The 14,075-nt window shown below is 65.9% G+C and carries 13 protein-coding genes and 1 tRNA gene; 3 read left to right on the top strand and 11 right to left on the bottom strand.

Annotated elements, in window-relative coordinates:
* Positions 1–27: 27 nt before the first annotated feature.
* The 3 genes from ABWO90_RS17270 to ABWO90_RS17260 all read right to left on the bottom strand — a co-directional run bounded on the left by ABWO90_RS17270 (position 28) and on the right by ABWO90_RS17260 (position 3,161).
* Positions 28–876, bottom strand: coding sequence for a DMT family transporter (locus ABWO90_RS17270; protein ID WP_353192458.1), 849 nt, complete (start codon positions 874–876; stop codon positions 28–30).
* A gap of 567 nt (positions 877–1,443) precedes the next feature.
* Complete coding sequence (locus ABWO90_RS17265) at positions 1,444–2,454, bottom strand: pyridoxamine 5'-phosphate oxidase family protein (protein WP_353192457.1); 1,011 nt, start codon at positions 2,452–2,454, stop codon at positions 1,444–1,446.
* 26 nt (positions 2,455–2,480) lie between these two features.
* A complete protein-coding gene (locus ABWO90_RS17260) occupies positions 2,481–3,161 on the bottom strand; it encodes a glutathione S-transferase family protein (RefSeq protein WP_353192456.1) in 681 nt (226 codons plus the stop codon).
* 143 nt (positions 3,162–3,304) lie between these two features.
* On the opposite strand from ABWO90_RS17260, the gene ABWO90_RS17255 reads away from it, so the two are divergent.
* The gene (locus tag ABWO90_RS17255) at positions 3,305–4,198 is read left to right on the top strand and encodes a LysR family transcriptional regulator (RefSeq protein ID WP_353192455.1); all 894 of its coding nucleotides are present in this window, start codon (positions 3,305–3,307) and stop codon (positions 4,196–4,198) included.
* 136 nt (positions 4,199–4,334) lie between these two features.
* Here the strand turns inward: ABWO90_RS17255 and ABWO90_RS17250 are convergent, their stop codons facing one another.
* From ABWO90_RS17250 to ABWO90_RS17225, 6 genes are all read right to left on the bottom strand, one after another.
* A complete protein-coding gene (locus ABWO90_RS17250; protein WP_353192454.1) occupies positions 4,335–4,631 on the bottom strand; it encodes a hypothetical protein in 297 nt (98 codons plus the stop codon).
* Positions 4,632–5,004: 373 nt separating this feature from the next.
* A tRNA-Val gene (locus tag ABWO90_RS17245) sits at positions 5,005–5,081 on the bottom strand.
* 103 nt (positions 5,082–5,184) lie between these two features.
* A complete protein-coding gene (locus ABWO90_RS17240) occupies positions 5,185–5,973 on the bottom strand; it encodes an NYN domain-containing protein (protein ID WP_353192453.1) in 789 nt (262 codons plus the stop codon).
* Between the two features lie 88 nt (positions 5,974–6,061).
* Positions 6,062–7,447 carry an MFS transporter gene (locus tag ABWO90_RS17235; RefSeq protein WP_353192452.1) on the bottom strand — a complete coding sequence of 462 codons (1,386 nt, stop codon included), beginning with the start codon at positions 7,445–7,447 and terminating at the stop codon, positions 6,062–6,064.
* A 164-nt stretch (positions 7,448–7,611) separates the two neighbouring features.
* The gene (locus ABWO90_RS17230) at positions 7,612–7,806 is read right to left on the bottom strand and encodes a DUF2783 domain-containing protein (protein ID WP_353192451.1); all 195 of its coding nucleotides are present in this window, start codon (positions 7,804–7,806) and stop codon (positions 7,612–7,614) included.
* A gap of 38 nt (positions 7,807–7,844) precedes the next feature.
* Complete coding sequence (locus tag ABWO90_RS17225) at positions 7,845–9,530, bottom strand: FAD-dependent monooxygenase (RefSeq protein ID WP_353192450.1); 1,686 nt, start codon at positions 9,528–9,530, stop codon at positions 7,845–7,847.
* Between the two features lie 194 nt (positions 9,531–9,724).
* On the opposite strand from ABWO90_RS17225, the gene ABWO90_RS17220 reads away from it, so the two are divergent.
* On the top strand, positions 9,725–10,180 hold the full coding sequence (locus ABWO90_RS17220; RefSeq protein ID WP_353192449.1) for a MarR family winged helix-turn-helix transcriptional regulator: 456 nt from the start codon (positions 9,725–9,727) through the stop codon (positions 10,178–10,180).
* 118 nt (positions 10,181–10,298) lie between these two features.
* Here the strand turns inward: ABWO90_RS17220 and ABWO90_RS17215 are convergent, their stop codons facing one another.
* Entirely contained in the window at positions 10,299–12,008 is a 1,710-nt protein-coding gene (locus ABWO90_RS17215; protein WP_353192448.1) for an acid phosphatase, read from the bottom strand.
* A 245-nt stretch (positions 12,009–12,253) separates the two neighbouring features.
* The gene (locus ABWO90_RS17210) at positions 12,254–13,183 is read right to left on the bottom strand and encodes a LysR family transcriptional regulator (RefSeq protein WP_353192447.1); all 930 of its coding nucleotides are present in this window, start codon (positions 13,181–13,183) and stop codon (positions 12,254–12,256) included.
* Positions 13,184–13,309: 126 nt separating this feature from the next.
* On the opposite strand from ABWO90_RS17210, the gene ABWO90_RS17205 reads away from it, so the two are divergent.
* Complete coding sequence (locus ABWO90_RS17205; RefSeq protein WP_353192446.1) at positions 13,310–14,041, top strand: DsbA family protein; 732 nt, start codon at positions 13,310–13,312, stop codon at positions 14,039–14,041.
* The last annotated feature ends 34 nt before the right edge of the window (positions 14,042–14,075 follow it).

Here is a 14,075-nt window from a genome sequence, read left to right as displayed (position 1 = left end):
GCCGGTCGGCAGGTCAACTTCCATGGACTATCGCAACGCCAGGCGGAGTCCGAGCAGGATGGCCGCAGTACCCGCCACGGCGAGCGCTGTCGGTCGATGCCCGAAGATCGCCCAGTCGAGCAGCGCCGTGACCACCGGCACCAGATAGAACAAACTGGTCACGGTGACGAGGTTGCCCGACGCGATCATGCGATAGAGCAGCAGCGTGGCGCCCACCGAAATCACGAGTCCCATATAGAGCAGTGGCAGCCAGAAGCCCCACGAGCCGTCGAAGTGCCACGGCTGCGTTGGGGCGACCAGCAGCGCCATCGCGAGCCCCACGGCGTATTGCAGGGGCAGGACGTCGAGTGGTGTCTGGCGCGAGCCCTTCTGGGCGATGGTGCCGAGCGTCATGCACGCGAGCGCGGCGAGCGCCCATATCGAGCCCGCCGCCGAGAGTCGCGCCGACATCAGGCTTTGCGCCACGACGAGCGCCAGGCCGGCCAGCGCGACGGCCAGCCCGGCCAGACGCCGCGCGCTATGCGCCCGCTCCAGTGCCACCAGCGTGAGGATCGGCTGTACGCCCAGCACCGTCGCCAGCGCACCCGGCGTAATACCATGCGCCAGCGCGAGCAGGTATGCCGCCTGATAGCCGCCAATGAGCAACATGCCGGTGCCTGCCACCTGCCAGCGAGTGCCGGCGGCGGGCCACCAGCGGCGACGTGTCAGTGCGATGAGCGTGAGCGCCGCGAGCGCCACGCCCAGCCGGATGACGAGAAACGCGAATGCCGACGCGTGCGTCAGCCCCCATTTGGCGGCCAGTGCGCCGCCGCTCCAAAGCAGAACGAACAAGAGCGTTGCGCCATGACGGCGCCACGCGAGACCTGCGGATTGCATCGATCTTCCCCTGTACAGGATGTCCGGCTGGCGGCGTGTCACGCGTGCGGCACGGCGTCGTCAGACGCACGCGACGGCAGCGGATGTCAGCATGCCGGCGCCGTTCGCACGAGCGACGCACAGGCAGCATTCAAGCGACACGCCAGCCAGCGGATCGAAACTGAAATTCGGATGAAAAGGTGGGTTGCCGGGCGATGAAGGCCCAGCGCGCCGAACGTGGCCTCAGGCCACGATTGCGACGTCTGCGACCACTGCCACGGCTGCGACTGCGGCCACGGCGAGCTGTGCCACGCCGGACGGCGGGGGAGGTGCGACACCTGCGACTGCCACGCCGTGCCCGCACAGACGCGCACCAGCCCCGCGCAGCGGCGGCGATACGGCGAGTCGGACAGACGAACGAGCAGTCATGGATCGATGGAGATAAGTTGGCGCCCGTCACTCGACGGGCGTGGACACACTGTACACGCAGCGAATCGGTGCAGCAAGCGGCAAACGGCAAACGTTGGGCGGCAACGACAATGGCCACAAGCGCCGGCGAAAGCGGGGCGAGAGGGGCGCCGCGTCAGGTTATACCGTTGCCCACGCCCCGGTGCGTTCGACGCTGGGCGACGCCTCGCCTTCGCGCCACGCGGCGGGCAGTGCGCCGCGCACCCGGCGCACTTCGCGCACATGCAGGCGCACGAGTCGCTGGGCGCCGTCAAAGCCGCTTTCCGCTTCGTTCTGCCAAAGAATCTCGGCGTTGCCCGCGACATGCAGGAAATCGCCCGAAGCGAAGTCGACGAAGACCAGCCCGGCGCGCGGATTGGCATGGAGATTGCCGAGCGTGTTGTAGTACGCGTTGCCGCGAAAGTCCGGCCAGGTCAAAGTCGTTGCGTCGTCCACGCAAACGAACCCCGGCTTGCCGCCGCGATGTGAGACATCGGTGCCCGCACTGCGTTCGGTCGCGCCATCCCCCACGTAGTGCGTGGCGATGAAGAACGTGTCGGCGCTGGCGATCTGCCATTGCGCATCGTCGTCGAGCGAGGCTTGCGGCGACTCGGCCTGCGGAGGTGCGTCGTGACCTTCCGGCGTCACTTCGCGCTTGCGAATGTACTGGGGGCAGTTCCCGAAGCTCTGTGCCACGCGCATCGTGAAGCCGTGTTCGTCGAGCGCGACGACGCGACCGTTCACACGATTGCGCCGCCGCGTCGAGGGTTCGATGCCGAGCAACCCCAGCGACGCCCCTGACGCGAGCGCGCCATGCAGCGGGTCGGTCGGAGGCGGCAACGCGTCCACGCGCAACAGTGTCGGATCGGGGGATGAGACGAAGCCGGGTGTGCCACTCAACAACGTTGCCCACGGTTGATCGTGGACATCGAGCCCGCCCGTCACGATAAACGGCAATTGTGGGAAGAACAGCCGATGCTGTTCGGGCATCGCGGTGCGAATGACGCGCGCCCCGATCTCGGCCATCGCCTCACGCGAGCCGGCCAGCGTCTGCACGGCAAGCTCGCCCGCGTGGAACGGCGCATCCGGCGCGGGCAGCGAGGGCTGTGATGGGGTAGCTTCGTGAATCGACAACGGTCCGGGCGCGTTCATGTGACGTTCTCCGAGTCGGGCGGCGTTCAGGCGGCGTTCAGCCCGCAGGCGGTTGACGCCATCGGCACGAAGCGAGGCATCGCGGCCACGCGTGCCAGCCAGGCGCGCACGGCGGGGTACGGGGCCAGCGTCACGTTGCCTTCCGGGGCATGTGCGAGATACGCATAGCAGGCGACGTCGGCGATCGTCGGCGTGTCGCTGGCAAGGAAGTGCGTGGCGCCGGGCGCGTCGAGGTGCGCCTCCATCCGCGAGAGCAGCAGCACTGCGCGTTCGATCATGGCGGCCGTGTCTGCCTCACGCTTGAACAGCACCACGACGCGCGCCGCCCCCGGCCCGAAGGCGAGATCGCCGGCGGCCACGGACAACCAGCGTTGCACGCGTGCCGCGGTGACCGGATCGTCGGGCAGCCAGTCGCCCGAGGCATCGTAGCGTTTTGCGAGGTAGACGAGGATCGCGTTCGAGTCGGCGAGTGTCAGGCCATCGTCATCGATCGCGGGCACCTGGCCGAACGGATTGATGGCGAGGAACGCCGGTTGCTTGTGCTGACCTGTGGCGAAATCGAGCTCCACCGTCTCGAATGGAAGATCGAGCAGATGCAACATCAACTCGACGCGATGGCAGTGTCCCGACAAGGGGTTCCGGTACAGGCGGATGGGGCGATCAGGGCGAGTGGGCGGCGAAGGGTTCGCATCGAGCGGGCGAGTCATGGGCATCTCCGGTAGTGGGCGTGTGGCGCCGCTCCGGGAAGGGAATCGACGCGCAGTCCATCCATTTTCCATCTCGCCGATTTCCGGATAAATGCCGAGAAGTTGATTTGACTACTCCGAAAATCGGAGTAATGATGCGCGGCATGGATAAACTTCGCGCCATGCAGACGTTCGTCGCCATCGTCGATCAGGGCAGCCTGAGCGCGGCGGCGCGCGCGCTCGATTCCTCGCTCCCGGCAGTTGTGCGCACATTGGCGGCGCTCGAGACGTCGCTCGACATCCGGCTGCTCAATCGCACCACACGCCGTATCGCGCTCACCGAAGAAGGGCGCAGCTATCTCGACACCTGCCGACAGATCCTGAGCGAGCTGCACGAGGCCGAGGCCCGGCTCGCGGCGCGTCACGAAGCGCCGAGCGGCACGCTTGTCGTCACGGCGCCCGTGCTCTTCGGGCAATTGCATGTCGCGCCGGCGCTGCATCGTTTTCTGCGCGCGTACCCGGCCGTCAAATGTCGTCTCATGCTCAACGACCGCGTCGTGAATCTCTGGGAAGCGGGCATCGATGTCGGCATCCGCATCTCCCCGCTGGAGGACTCGACGCTCGTGGCGCATGGCATCGGCGCCATTCGTCGCGTCGTGGTGGCCAGCCCTGGCTGTATTGCCGAGCAAGGCGAGGTGTCGCACCCTCGCGATCTGGTGAGCAAGAACTGCATTCGCACGCACGGCGGCGGCTACGGTCAGTGGCGTTTCTGGGAAGGCGGGCGGGAATTCGTCGTGGCTGTCGACGGCAATCTCGAAGTCAGCCACGGGCTCACCGCTGTCGAAGCCTGCCTGGACGGCATGGGCTATGGCTGCTTTCTGTCGTATCAGGTGGCGGCGCCGCTCGCCGACGGGCGACTCGTGCGCGTGCTCACCGACTTCGAAGGGCCGGCGCGGCCGGTCAGCATCGTCTACCCGCACGCGCGGCTGTTGCCGTCGCGCACGCGGGCGTTCGTCGAGTGGATGAAGCGGGAGTTGCGCGACGTGCCGATGATGTGAGCGGCATGCGCGAAGTCATCGGGCGCGGAAGGGGAAATGCGAACGCCAGATAAAAGAACGCGGAAAGCGACAGAGCCGCTTCCCGCTTAAAAAGCCCGCCGACGCCAACCGGCGGGCCGCTTCGTTCTTCGTTCAATCAATCGCGGTCGTCGCCACGACGCCATCCGCGGTGCCAGCCGCGATCATGACGATCTTCCCACCGACGATCACGCCAGTCGTCCCAGCGATCGCGACCGTAGTACACGACCGGTTGCGGTGCTTCGTACACGCGAGGTTGGACATACACCGGTTGCGGCGGTTCGACGTAGACCGGTGCGGCCACGACCGGCGCAGGCACGCCGAGGTAGAGGCCGACGTCGACGTGAGCCGAAGCGGCAGTCGAAGCCACGGCCGCCGTGGCGCCAAGGGCTGCGATGATGAGCATACGTTTCATGGTGTCCTCCACCAAAAACACCCGCAGTCGACGCTGCGTGCGTAAAAACAATGGGCAATGAAGCCAGTGAGTCGGATCGATTCGCGAGGAGGCAGCAAGGCACGTAGTCGTTGTGTCGTGGCAGCAAGTCCATCGTCGAACCGTTGATGCCAGTGTATCGACGAGGCTGTGCGGCAGGTGCTACGAGTTTGTCTGGGATGTGTCGTTTTGTAACGCGAGTAGACGCGCTTTGCGGGCAAGCCTCAAGCGCTTGCATCGGCGCGACATGTGGCGGAGATGTGTGGCGGAGATGCGCTGCCGTGAACTCGGTTTGGCCGCGGAAAAAACAAAAGGCGTCACGCGAAAACGCGAGACGCCTTGTGCTTTGATTCGTTGGTAGGCTCGATTGGACTCGAACCAACGACCCCCACCATGTCAAGGTGGTGCTCTAACCAGCTGAGCTACGAGCCTAGAAAGACCGCGAGTATAGGGTCAATTCCGGAACCTGGCAAGCGTTTCGCGCGAAATTTCCAAAAAAATCTCGCGCGCTGGTTCGATTGCCTTCAACGCAGGTTCATTCCGCGCGCTTCGTCGTGCCGCGCTTCGGCTTGATGCGCACCCAGATACCCTTGTTGCCGCCGCTGCCCGATCGCTGCTCGACATCGAACAGGCCGATGGTCGCCACGAGATCGCTGAGCTTGCCGAAACCGTAATTGCGCGAATCGAAGTCCGGTGCCTGCTTCGCGATGTGACTGCCCATCGACCCGAGGCTCGCCCATCCGTCTTCGTCGGAGACACCGGTCACCGCGTTGCGCAGCAGGCGCACGAGACGCGCATCGCGCTTGAGCTCCGACGCACTGCGACGTTTGCGTGGCGCGGGCGCTTCGTCGTCGTCGGGCTCATCGTCCTGACGCAGCAATTCCGTGTAGATGAATTTGTCGCAGGCGGTGACGAACGGCTGTGGTGTCTTGCGCTCGCCGAAGCCGTACACGATCAGCCCCTGCTCACGGATGCGCGAGGCGAGCCGCGTAAAGTCGCTGTCGCTCGACACCAGGCAGAAGCCGTCGAAGCGCCCGGTGTAGAGCAGATCCATCGCGTCGATGATCATGGCGCTGTCGGTGGCGTTCTTGCCCACCGTATAGCGGAACTGCTGGATCGGCTGGATCGAATACTCGAGCAGGCACTTCTTCCAGCCGTCGAGGTTTGGCTTCGTCCAGTCGCCGTAGATACGCTTGACGCTCGCCACGCCGTACTTGGCGACTTCGGTGAGCAGCCCTTCGACGATGGCGGGCGCCGCGTTATCGGCGTCGATGAGTACGACGAGCGTGGGGCCCTGAGCGGCCACGGGCGTTGTCACTGGCATGGCGGGTTCCTTGTACGCGAAGACGCTTCGCATTATGGCCCGGAACGATGTCCGCCATGCACGCCATGCACACCATGTGTCGGCGCGATCAGTGCCCTGCGCGACGCTGACCCAACGGTGCGAACCACAGCACGCCGATACCCACGAGCAGACTCACGGCCGCGAACATCAGGCCGGACGTGAACGAATGCGTCCAGTCCTTGAGCGCGCCCACGACGATCGGGCTCAGTGCCGAGCCGAGGTTGCCCACGGCGTTGATGACGGCCAGTCCGAGCGCGCGCGTGTGCGGCGCCAGATTGCGATCGGGCACCGTCCAGAAGATGGCCATCGCGGTGTAAGCCCCCGTCGACGCCATCGCCACACCGGCCAGACGCAACGACGGGTCGGGCGCGAAGCACGTCACCACCCAGCCCGCGGCGGAGAACAGCATCGGCAACACCAGATGCCAGCGACGTTCCTGCAATCGGTCGGAGCGGCGTCCCCACCAGATCATGCCGGCAATCGTGCACACGGACGGAATCGCGGCGAGCAGGCCGATGGTCACGTTGCTGCTCGTCGTGCCGAAACTCTTCACGATCTGCGGAATCCACAGCGACGCCAGCGAGAGCGTATTGACGAGACAGAAGTACCCCAGTGCGAACTTCGCGACGCTCGGCGTGAGAATGGCGCGCCACATGCTGCCGTGCTGCGCCGACGCTTCCCCTGCACGTTGTGCGACAGCGGCCGCGCGGTCGCGCGACATCATGGCGTCGAGCGCCTGCTTCTCGGCGGCGCTCAGCCAGCGTGCGTCGGCGGGTTTGTCGTCGAGGTACCACCACGTCACCACGCCGAGCAGCACCGTGGGGAGACCTTCGAGCACGAACAGCCATTGCCAGCCGGCGAGTCCGCCCACGCCGTCGAGCCGCAGCAGGTAGCCCGACGCGGCAGCGCCGAGCGCCGACGTCACGGGCATCGCGATCATGAACCAGGCATTCGCGCGTGCGCGGGCGGCCGACGGGAACCAGTCGCCCATGTAGAGCAGCATGCCCGGGAGGAAGCCCGCTTCGGTAATGCCGACGATGGCGCGAATGAGATAGAGGCTCGTGGCGTCGTGCGCGAACATCGTGGCGCTCGACGCGAGTCCCCAGGCGATCAGGATCGCGCCGATCCAGCGACGCGCGCCGTACTTCACGAGCATCAGGTTGCTCGGCACGCCGCACAGCACGTACGTCAGATAGAACACGGTCGAGGCCATGCCGAACATCGTGCTCGTGAGGCCCAGATCCTGACTCATCGTGAGCGCGGCGAAGCCGACGTTGATGCGGTCGAGAAACGAGAACAGGAACAGCACGAACAGGAAGCCGAGCAGGCGGCGCGAGATCTTGCGAACGACCTCGCGCTCCAGCGCTTCGCTGGATGCGGCGTCCGGTACGACAGGAGGAACGGGTACGGCAATGCCGCCACCGAGACCGGCGGCAGGGGTGATGCGACTCATGATGGGTGTCTTCTCCAACGCTCCCCGCCTTGGTTTTGGAATGGCGGTGTTATGAAAACGGGCCCGCCATCGAGGGCGGGCACCGAAGGGAACGATGCGATACGGCGGGTAATGCGGGTAATGCAGGTGATGCGGTGACGCGCAAACGCGCGATGGCGAATCGATCAGTGCTGGGCGCTGCGCACGGCTTGCGCGATGAGACTCAGCACGCGCGACGGATCGGCGATTTCGTTAGCCAACAGCAGGGCGATCTTGGCGAGCAGCAGTTCGCGCTTGTCGTCTGGCACGGCGTCAATGGCCAGGGCGAGCGCGTCGTAGATCTCTTCGAGACCGGCGATGGCGGTTTGTTGGGCGGTCATGATGAAAGCTTCCTTGAGTTCGTGGTGCGCGCCGGGGCTCACACGCGAGCGGTTGCCTGCGCGAGCGCACTGGCCAGACGCGCGGCGTCGAGGCGTTGCCAACGGGCGCAGACGTGATGATCGGGACGCACCAGATACGCCGTGCCCTCACCGGCGCCGTACTTCGCCGCCGCGTGGCCGACGGTGTCGCGCAACGTGAGGTCGGCGCCGGTCACGGCGTCGGCCGATGCTGCGAACGCGATGACCTTGAGCGGCACACCGCGCTCGCGCCACGCCACGATTTCGTGACGCAACACGTCGTCGAGGGCGGCGTCGCCGAAGATCACGAGGTGGAAGGCAGCACCGAGGTGGTCGTAGAGGTAGTCGTTCTCGCCGAGCCGGAGGTTCGGTGCGGGCGCGCCAACGCCCGGACCGGCGGCCATCGTCGCGTTGTCGTCGTTGCGGCTGTTGAGCGGCGAGTCGCGATAGTCATGCGCGCGCGAGGTGCGCCAGTGAAACAGCGGTCGCACGAATTCGTGTTCGAGCGACAGATCCAGCACGGCGTCGCGCAGCACGCGAAAGCCGTGCGTGGGCGGCGTCATGAAGCGTGTGCTCTTGCCCGCTTCGGCGATGATCTCGCGCGCTGCGCCCACGCGATCGTGCGTGTACGACGCGAGCAGGGCGTCGGGTGCCGCGCCCTTGGCCACGGCAGCGAGCTTCCACGAGAGGTCGATGGCGTCCTGGAACCCGGTGTTGGCGCCGCGCACGCCGAAAATCGGCAACAGGTGCGCCGCGTCACCCGCAAAGAGAATGCGGCCGTGCACGTAATCGGGCAGCGTGAGCGCGCGTGCCGAATATACCGAGCACCAGTCGAGTTCCCACGGCTTGTCGCCCAGTCCCATCATCGCGAGTTGTGCGTTGATACGTTCGCGAATCGTGTCGGGTTGCAGGGCGTGTTCAGACGTCTCGGACGCCGGGAGTTGATAGTCGACTCGCCAGATACCGTCGGGCTCGCGATGCATGAGCACCGTGTTGCCCGGGTTCCAGTCCGGCGCGAAATAGGCGAGGCGCTCGGTCGGCAGATCGAGGTCGATGCGAATGTCGGCGATGACAAAACGGCCTTCGTAGCTCGCGCCTTCGAAGCGCAGGCCGAGCGCCGTGCGCACCGTCGAGCGGGCACCGTCGGCGGCCACGAGCCAACCGGTGCGCTGCGTGTATTCGCCGTCGGGCGTGTCGATTTGCAGCGCCACGCCGCGGGCGTCCTGCGTCACACCAACGAGCTTGTTGCCCCAGCGCATCTCCACAAGCGGCTCGCGCTCGATGGCGTCCACCAGATAGCTCTCGAGCACGTTCTGTTGCAGGTTGATGAGCGGCGCAAAGCGATCGTCCTCGTCGACCGGCGACTCCATGCGAAACACGCGCTGGCCGCGATAGTAGGAGTTGCCGCTGGTCCAGGGCAGCCCCTTCGCCACGACGGCGTCGGCCACGCCCACGGCCTGCAGGATTTCCTGCGAACGACGCGTGAAGACGATGGCACGGCTGCCTTCCGACACCTGTTGCTCAGCTTGCAGCACGACGCAGCGCACACCGTGGCGCGCGAGCGCGAGCGCCGTGACCATGCCGATGGGGCCGCCGCCGACGATGGTGACGGGCACGTCGGCACACTCGGCCTTCGGTGCGAAGTGGGGATAAACGCGGTACGCGTGATAAAGCGACGCGCGCGGGGTGGTCTCTGGTCGATGCATGATGCGGCACCCGAAAAGCCGCTCGGCGCATGTGCCGTCCCCGTCTCGTGTCAGCGGAAAGACGGGCGGCGGCAGCTCGCGCAAATGACGAAAAGCGTCATCGAGCATTTAGTTGCTAACACAACAATTCTAGTGTGCTAAGGTTGCGTTCGCAACCAAATATCGACCCCTTTCGACTAGGGGAAAACACTGAAATGCGGCCTGTCCACAAAACGCTCGACCAGTTCCTGACGTACAAGATGCATCGCCTCATGAAGCAGCACGACAAGCGCATTGCGCAGTCGTATGCCGAGACCGCCCAGTTGAGTCTGGCCGAGTCGCGGGTGCTCGCGGCGGTCGGCACGGCGGGGGCGTTGTCGAACTCGGAGCTGGCGCGTCGTGCGAATCTCGACAAGAGTCAGGCGAGCCGTGGCGCGGATGGTCTGGTCTCTCGCGGTCTGGTCCGACGCTCTCCGGACGAACACGATGGCCGCGCCGTCAAGGTAACGCTCACCCCCGAAGGCGAGCGCGTCTGGCGCGTGGTGATCGAGGCGGCGCGCACGCATTACGAGCGCTTGTTCGAAACGCTTACGGACGACGAGATGCGTGCCTACGAATCGTTGCTCGACAAATTGCTGCTGCGCTCGGACGAACTCGACGAGCCGGAGTGAACGTCGAGCCGCAGAACGAAGAAAAGGGCACCCTCGGGTGCCCTTTTTCCATCGCTGCGCTCACTTCGAAAGCGTGCGCGACCGGCGCGCGACCGCGCAGGCGATCACGCCGGCACCATTACGCGAACGACAGCGTCTTCGTCAGATCTCCCGGCGGCATGGCGCCGCGTGCGGCGAAGGCCGCGTTGCGATGTGCGATGCCCTCCAGCGTCGGCAGGTCGTGCAGACGGGTGACGAAGCGCAGGATCGACGTGGTGTCGTAGAACGTGTGATCGACGCTGCCGCGCCTGGCGTGCGGCGAGACCACGATGGCCGGAATGCGCGAGCCCGGGCCCCAGCGGTCGCCCTTGGGCGGTGCGACGTGATCCCACCAGCCGCCGTTTTCGTCGTACGTGATGACGACCATCATGTTCTGCCATTGCGGCGACTTCATGAGGTGCGTGAGCACGTTCGCCGCGTGCTGGTCGCCGGACTCGACATCCGAATAGCCTGCGTGTTGATTCAGGTTGCCCTGCGGCTTGTAGAAGGTCACGGCGGGCAGCTTGCCGGCCACCACATCGGCGAGGAATTTGTTCGAGATCGGGCTGTCGCCTTCGCCGCCGTCGCGCAGGTGTTCCTCGCGCGCGGCCGTCCCCGGCGCGAATTGTGCGAAGTAGTTGAATGGTTGATGGTGGTACTGGAAGTTCGGACGATCCGCACCGCCCTTGTGATCGAGTGCCGACTGCCATGCGCCCGCGTACCACGCCCACGACACGCCCTTGGCCGAGAGCAGATCGCCAATGGTGGCGAAGTTCTGCGGCGGCAGCGTGGTCGGATTCGACGGATCGGCGAAACGCTTGTCGCCCGACGCGGCCGGCTTGACCGGCGACGGCTGATACGCCGGCATCATCGTGTTCACGGCGAAGTTGTCGGGCGTGATCGCCCCGTCGCGCACGAACTTCGGCTTGCCGTCGGCGGCCGAGGCGGGCGATTCCGGCGACACGGCCAGACGCACCCCTTGCGGGCCGTCGGCGAGCACCGCGACCTTGTCCTTCGCCGGGCTTTGTGCGGCGTCGGGATAGACCGGCGGGCGCGCCGTGACGAGGAACTGGTGGTTGAGGAACGAACCCCCGAAGGCCGCCATGAAGAAGTTGTCGCACATCGTGTACTGCTGCGCGATCTTGTACATGTCGAGCGTCTTGGCGGTGTCGCCGTAGTAGCCCATCACCAGGCCGCCGGAGTCGGCCCAGGCGGCAAACTGGTTGTTCGCGCCGTCGTTGATCTGCATCTGGTTCTGCCAGAACAGGTGCCACAGATCGCGCGTGATGACCGACTCGGGCAGCCGCTGGCCTTCGGCGTCCTTGAGCATGAACGGCGCGTTCGGCTGGCGGGGAATGTCCTTCTCGGTGATGTGGTACTTCTTGCCGCCGAGCATCTGCGAGCGCGGCACCAGGCCGTCGAAGATCGGCGGCAGCAGCGACATCGGCGTCTTGCCGTCGCGGTCGAGCTGCGTGTACATCGACGCCGGCACTTTCGAGAGCGGCTTCTCCACGCCCGTGAAATCGCCGAACAGGTTGTTGAAGCTGCGGTTCTCGAGATAGATCACGACCACTGTCTTGATGTTGGCCTTGAGCTGGGCGTCGAAGGTGCCGCCGGGAGCGACCGCGGTTGGCGCGCCTGCGCCTGCGTCGGAGGCGCAGCCGGCCAGCGCCGTGGTGGCGCCTGCGGCACCGGCCGCACCGATGGCGGCCAGACCTTGTAGCAGGCGACGGCGCGACGGATCCGACGGATTGTCGTCGGTCGGGTCGGTAGCGGGATCGTGGGGCTGGGGCGTGGTGTCGTGCGTCATGATGTCCTTGTTTGGCGTGTCGGGCAGTGAGGCGCGTGTGAGCGCCCGCGACCGGTCGTGCAGGACGGACGTGCGGCATAGGCGTCGTCAGCGACCCCGGGCGGGCGAGGCAGTCGACGTTTTTACGCGGGGATTGTGACAATTGGGTGACATCGCCGCTGCGTCACGATGGGCGAAACGCTGCGACGCGTTCGGAGGCCTCAGGCGAGGTCGATCGGTGAGGCGGATGTGACAGGCAGGTGGTGTCAGGCAGGGGAGCGCGCGGGGCGTCCGGGGTAGCCCGTGTCCTCGAACAGTCCGGTGCGGAACTGGACGACGAGGTCGTCGAGCAGCGCACGCAGCGCGCTGGGCATCTGCTTGCGTGAGATGTACACGCCATAGACGGTCATCTCGCGGGGAACGTAGTCGGGCAGCAGGGCGCGCAACGTGCCGTCGCGCAAATGCGGCAACGCCGAGTAGACCGGTTGCATGGAAATTCCCGCGCCCGCGAGCGTGGCGGCGAACACCACGTTGACCTCGTTGGCCGACAGATTGCCGCCGACCGGCACACCCAGCGGCGCGCCGTCGTGGGTGAATTGCCAGAGGCTCTTGCCGAAATAGGTGTACGTCAGACAGTTGTGCAACGCGAGGTCTTCGGCGCGCTCGGGTGTGCCATGCCGCTCAAGATACGACGGCGCAGCGCAAACGACGGAATGGCAAGTGGCGAGTCGTCGTGCAATGAGCCCCGGCGACGGATCGGCCGTCACGCGAATCGCCAGGTCGATGCGCTCGTCGACCAGATCGATGGTGCGGTCCGCCACCACCAGATCGATGGCCACGCCCGGATGCCGCACGATGAACCGCGTGACGGCGGCGGCCAGGAACGCCTGTCCCATCGATGTGCTGCATGCCACGCGCAACAGGCCGCGCGGCGTGCTGTCGGCGTTCGAGGTACTGGCCAGATCGTCGGCGATGCCCAGCATTTCGCGACAGCGCGGCAAAGCGTCGTTGCCCGCGTCGGTGAGACTCACGGCGCGCGTGGTCCGGTGCAGCAGCCGCGTGCCGAGCCACGCTTCGAGTTCTGCCAGATAACGCGAGACCATCGCGCGCGACATGTCCAGCCGCTGTGCCGCCGCCGTGAGCGAGCCGCGCTCGGCCACCTCGGTGAAGACACGCATCGCAGTCAGACGGTCCATGATTTGCTCGATCGATGCAACAAAGTGATCGTCATTATGGGCTTTTTTTGCGCGATTGGCGCGACTACGATGGCAGTCATGAGAGGCGTCGCGCGACGCCGCCGCACGACACACAGGACATCGAAAATGACGGATACCCCCCAGACCTCACCGACATTGCATTACGTGGCCGATCCGCTGTGCGGCTGGTGCTACGCTGCCGCGCCGCTCGTGCGGGCGGCGCGTGACGTGGCGGGCCTCGACGTGGTGTTTCACGGTGGCGGCATGATGGCTGGCCCGAACCGGCAGCCCGTCACGCCCGAACTTCGCAATTACGTCATGCCGCACGACCACCGCATCGCGGAGATGACCGGTCAGCCGTTCGGCGATGCCTACTTCAATGGTCTGCTGCGCGACGGCACTGCGGTCTTCGACTCCGCGCCGCCGACGGCGGCTGTACTCGCGGCCGAGGCACTCGGCGGGCGCGGCCTCGACATGTTCGCGGCGCTTCAACGCGCGCATTACGTCGACGGCAAGCGTATTGCCGATCGCGACGTGCTCATCGACGTCGCCGCCGAACTGGGGCTCGATCGCGAAGCGTTCGCCAAGGCGTTCGATGCCGAGGACGCCAACACGCTCATGCAGCATTTCCGCGAGAGCCGCGCGTGGCTCGCTCGCGTGGGCGGCAGCGGTTTCCCGACCTTCGCGCTGGAGATCGACGGTCGCGTCGAACGGCTCGAACCGGGACGTTATCTCGGGCAACCCGACGCCTGGCGCGACGCGCTGCGCGAACGACTGATGGCGGCGCAAAAGACGTCGCGCCTCAGTGGCGATGCCAATGGGTTGCCGCAATGCGGGCCTGACGGCTGCGTGCTCTGAGTACGGGCCTCACAAACCCCTTTTCCCGAATTCC

The organism is Pandoraea pnomenusa, assembly GCF_040391475.1.
Classification (GTDB): domain Bacteria; phylum Pseudomonadota; class Gammaproteobacteria; order Burkholderiales; family Burkholderiaceae; genus Pandoraea; species Pandoraea pnomenusa_C.
This window is presented reverse-complemented; position numbering and strand designations above follow the sequence as displayed.

Excerpts from the sequence above, each read along its gene's own strand:
- ABWO90_RS17235 (WP_353192452.1), bottom strand. The coding sequence starts at position 7,447 with ATGAGTCGCATCACCCCTGCCGCCGGTCTCGGTGGCGGCATTGCCGTA.
- ABWO90_RS17215 (WP_353192448.1), bottom strand. The coding sequence starts at position 12,008 with ATGACGCACGACACCACGCCCCAGCCCCACGATCCCGCTACCGACCCG.
- ABWO90_RS17225 (WP_353192450.1), bottom strand. The coding sequence starts at position 9,530 with ATGCATCGACCAGAGACCACCCCGCGCGCGTCGCTTTATCACGCGTAC.
- ABWO90_RS17260 (WP_353192456.1), bottom strand. The coding sequence starts at position 3,161 with ATGACTCGCCCGCTCGATGCGAACCCTTCGCCGCCCACTCGCCCTGAT.
- ABWO90_RS17265 (WP_353192457.1), bottom strand. The coding sequence starts at position 2,454 with ATGAACGCGCCCGGACCGTTGTCGATTCACGAAGCTACCCCATCACAG.
- ABWO90_RS17230 (WP_353192451.1), bottom strand. The coding sequence starts at position 7,806 with ATGACCGCCCAACAAACCGCCATCGCCGGTCTCGAAGAGATCTACGAC.
- ABWO90_RS17210 (WP_353192447.1), bottom strand. The coding sequence starts at position 13,183 with ATGGACCGTCTGACTGCGATGCGTGTCTTCACCGAGGTGGCCGAGCGC.
- ABWO90_RS17270 (WP_353192458.1), bottom strand. The coding sequence starts at position 876 with ATGCAATCCGCAGGTCTCGCGTGGCGCCGTCATGGCGCAACGCTCTTG.
- ABWO90_RS17255 (WP_353192455.1), top strand. The coding sequence starts at position 3,305 with ATGGATAAACTTCGCGCCATGCAGACGTTCGTCGCCATCGTCGATCAG.
- ABWO90_RS17240 (WP_353192453.1), bottom strand. The coding sequence starts at position 5,973 with ATGCCAGTGACAACGCCCGTGGCCGCTCAGGGCCCCACGCTCGTCGTA.
- ABWO90_RS17250 (WP_353192454.1), bottom strand. The coding sequence starts at position 4,631 with ATGAAACGTATGCTCATCATCGCAGCCCTTGGCGCCACGGCGGCCGTG.
- ABWO90_RS17205 (WP_353192446.1), top strand. The coding sequence starts at position 13,310 with ATGACGGATACCCCCCAGACCTCACCGACATTGCATTACGTGGCCGAT.
- ABWO90_RS17220 (WP_353192449.1), top strand. The coding sequence starts at position 9,725 with ATGCGGCCTGTCCACAAAACGCTCGACCAGTTCCTGACGTACAAGATG.